This window comes from Streptomyces sp. NPDC057654, from assembly GCF_042800135.1.
GTDB lineage: Bacteria > Actinomycetota > Actinomycetes > Streptomycetales > Streptomycetaceae > Streptomyces.
Genome location: NZ_JBHVHQ010000878.1, coordinates 1 through 3535, shown reverse-complemented (window position 1 = coordinate 3535; position 3535 = coordinate 1). Strand labels below are relative to the sequence as shown.

At 71.9% G+C, this 3535-nt stretch carries 2 protein-coding genes; both read right to left on the bottom strand.

Translation table 11 applies throughout. The features are described from left to right. Window positions 1-14: 14 nt before the first annotated feature. Entirely contained in the window at window positions 15-2693 is a 2679-nt protein-coding gene (aceE, locus tag ACFU99_RS37600; RefSeq protein ID WP_384401359.1) for a pyruvate dehydrogenase (acetyl-transferring), homodimeric type, read from the bottom strand. Between the two features lie 157 nt (window positions 2694-2850). Continuing rightward, window positions 2851-3474, bottom strand: a complete 624-nt coding sequence (locus ACFU99_RS37595) for a GntR family transcriptional regulator (protein WP_384401362.1) — start codon at window positions 3472-3474, stop codon at window positions 2851-2853. Window positions 3475-3535: the final 61 nt, after the last annotated feature.

Genomic DNA, 3535 nt, shown 5'->3' with positions numbered 1-3535 from the left:
GTGCGGGGGAGGGGTCAGAGGCCGTAGCGCTCCGCGGCCTCCTTCACGACGGACGCCTTGACCTCGCCGCGCCGGGCGAGCGCGGACAGGGCGGACACCACGACCGACTGCGGGTCGACGCCGAAGTGGCGGCGCGCGGCCTCGCGGGTGTCGGAGAGGCCGAAGCCGTCCGTGCCGATGGAGGTCCAGTCCTGCTCGACCCACGGCGCGATCTGGTCCGGCACCGCCCGCATCCAGTCGCTGACGGCCACGACCGGGCCCTGCGCGCCGTGCAGCGCCTGGGTGACGTACGGGACGCGCTCCTCGCCGCGCAGCGCGGCGGCCTCGCAGTCGAGGGCCTCGCGGCGCAGCTCGGTCCAGGACGGCGCGGACCAGACGTCGGCGGCGACGCCCCAGTCCTCGGCGAGCAGCCGCTGCGCGTCCAGCGCCCAGTGGATCGCGGTGCCCGAGGCGAGCAGCTGGAGGCGCGGCGCGCCCTCGGCCGGAGCCTCGGCCTCCTGGTAGCGGTAGAGGCCCTTGAGGATGCCCTCCTCCACGCCCTCGGGCATGGCGGGCTGCACCTTCGTCTCGTTGTAGACGGTCAGGTAGTAGAAGACATCCTCGGCCTCGGGGCCGTACATCCGGCGCAGGCCCTCGCGGACGATCACCGAGACCTCGTACGCGAACGCCGGGTCGTACGAGATGGCCGCCGGGTTGGTGGAGGCGATCAGGTGCGAGTGGCCGTCGGCGTGCTGGAGGCCCTCGCCCGTCATCGTCGTGCGGCCCGCGGTGGCGCCGATGACGAAGCCGCGGCCGAGCTGGTCGGCGAGTGCCCAGAACTGGTCGGCCGTGCGCTGCCAGCCGAACATCGAGTAGAAGATGTAGAACGGGATCATCGGCTCGCCGTGCGTCGCGTACGAGGTCGCGGCGGCGGTGAAGTCGGCCAGGGAACCGGCCTCGGTGATGCCCTCGTTCAGGATCTGACCGTCCTTGGCCTCCTTGTAGTACAGGAGCTGGTCGCGGTCGACGGGGTCGTACGTCTGGCCCTTGGGCGAGTAGAGCCCGGCGGACGGGAAGAGCGACTCCATGCCGAAGGTGCGGGCCTCGTCGGGGACGATCGGCACCCAGCGGCGGCCGGTCTCCTTCTCCCGCATCAGGTCCTTGACGAGCCGGACGAACGCCATGGTGGTGGCGATCTCCTGCGTTCCCGAGCCCTTCTGGAGCGCCTCGAAGGGCTTCGCGGACGGCTCGGGCAGCGGCTTCGCCGTGACCTTGCGGGCCGGGGACGGGCCGCCGAGCGCGGCGCGGCGCTCGCGGAGGTAGGCCATCTCGGGGGAGTTCTCGCCGGGGTGCGCGTACGGCACGGGGCCGTCGGCCAGCGCGCTGTCCGGGATGGGCAGCCCGAGCAGGTCGCGCATGTCGCGGAACTGCTCGCCGGTGAGCTTCTTCATCTGATGGTTGGCGTTGCGCGACTCGAAGCCCGCGCCGAGGGTGTGGCCCTTGACGGTCTGCGCGAGGATCACCGTCGGCGCGCCCTTGTGCTCCACGGCGGCGCGGTAGGCGGCGTACACCTTGCGGGGCTCGTGGCCGGCGCGGGAGGTCTGGAACAGCTCCAGCAGCTTGGCGTCGGTGAGCTGCCCGCCCATGGCCCGCAGCGCCGGGTCGGCGCCGAAGAAGTGGTCGCGCAGGTATGCGGCGTCGCGCGTCGCGTACGTCTGGAACTGGGCGTCCGGCGTCTCGCGCAGCCGGCGTACGAGCGCGCCGTCGGTGTCGCGGGCGAAGAGGTCGTCCCAGGCGGCGCCCCACAGGGACTTGACGACGTTCCACCCCGCGGCGCGGAACTGGGCCTCCAGCTCCTGCACGATCTTGAAGTTGGGGCGGACGGGGCCGTCGAGGCGCTGGAGGTTGCAGTTGATGACGAAGGTGAGGTTGTCCAGGCCCTCCCGGCCGGCCAGCGCGAGCGCGGCCGTGGCCTCGGGCTCGTCCATCTCGCCGTCGCCGAGGAACGCCCAGACGCGCGAGCCGGAGGTGTCCTTGATCCCGCGGTGCTCCAGGTAGCGGTTGAAGCGCGCCTGGTAGATCGCGGAGAGCGGGCCCAGGCCCATGGAGACGGTCGGGAACTCCCACAGCCAGGGCAGCCGGCGCGGGTGCGGGTAGGACGGCAGGCCGTCGCCGTTCGCCTCCTGGCGGAACCGGTCGAGCTGGCCCTCGGTGAGCCGGCCTTCGAGGAAGGCGCGGGCGTAGATGCCGGGGGAGGCGTGGCCCTGGAGGTAGAGCTGGTCGCCGGAGCCGCCGGACGCGGCGTCGTCCTTGCCGCGGAAGAAGTGCTCGAAGCCGGTCTCGTACAGCCAGGCGGCGGAGGCGTAGGTGGCGATGTGGCCGCCGAGGCCGAGGGTGCTGCCGCGGGTCACCATCGCGGCGGCGTTCCACCGGTTGTAGGCGGTGATCCGGCTCTCCATCTCCTCGTCGCCCGGGTACTCGGGCTCAGCGGCGGTGGGGATGGTGTTGACGTACTCGCTCTCCAGCAGCGGGGGGAGCCCCAGGCCGTCGCCCTCGCCGTGCTCCAGGGCGCGGCGCATGAGGTAGGCGGCGCGGTGCGGGCCGGCCGCGGCGGTGACGGCGTCGAGCGACTCGCCCCACTCCGCCGTCTCCTCGGGGTCGACGTCCGGGAGCTGGTCGAGCTGGCTGTACGGCTGGCGCACGGGATCGGGCATGGGTGGGCCCCTTTCCGGACGAAAGGAAGGTGGGAGGCGGCAGGCAGGGGTTTGCGCCCACCAACGACGATACGCCTCTGATCGATGATCGATCAATGTTTCATCAAAAAGAAAAACCCCAGGTGGCACGGGGTGTCGTCGAATTCGGCACCCGGTGTCAGACCTGCGGGGCGCAGCACAGCACATGCGTGGTGAGCACGTCTCCGATGAGCGGATCGCGCCGCCGGAAAGCGTCCACCAATTCCTGGTGATCGTCGGCGTACGAGCGCGGCTCGGGACTCAGCCAGCGGATCGACAGCGTCGTCCAGACCTCGATGCCCAGCGACTCCCAGGTGTGCAGCAGCACCCCGTTCCCGGCCGCCCGCACGATCTCCCGGTGGAACGCCACCGTATGCCTGACCTGCGCCTCTCCGTCGTCCGTCCGGTCGGCCTCGCGCAGCGCCGCGACCTCCCGCTCCAGCGCGGTGAGGTCCGCCGCCAGCCGCTCCGCGGCCAGCCCCGCCGCCACCCGCTCCAGCCCGGCCCGCACCGGATAGCTCTCCTTGAGATCCGTGGCGGTCAGATTGCGCACCCGGACCCCCTTGTTCGGCGCCGACTCGATCAGCCGCAGCGACTCCAGCTCGCGCAGCGCCTCCCGTACGGGCGTCTGGCTGACCTCCAGCTCCACGGCGATCCGCCGCTCCACGATCCGCTCGCCGGGCTGCCAGCGGCCGCTGACGATCCCGCTCAGGATGTGCTCGCGGATCTGCTCACGCAGCGAGTGGACGACGGGCGGGGTCATGAGGGCTCCTTCGGGGCGCACCGGTCGGCCGCCATTCTTCTCTTCCAGCAACTTCCAGCAG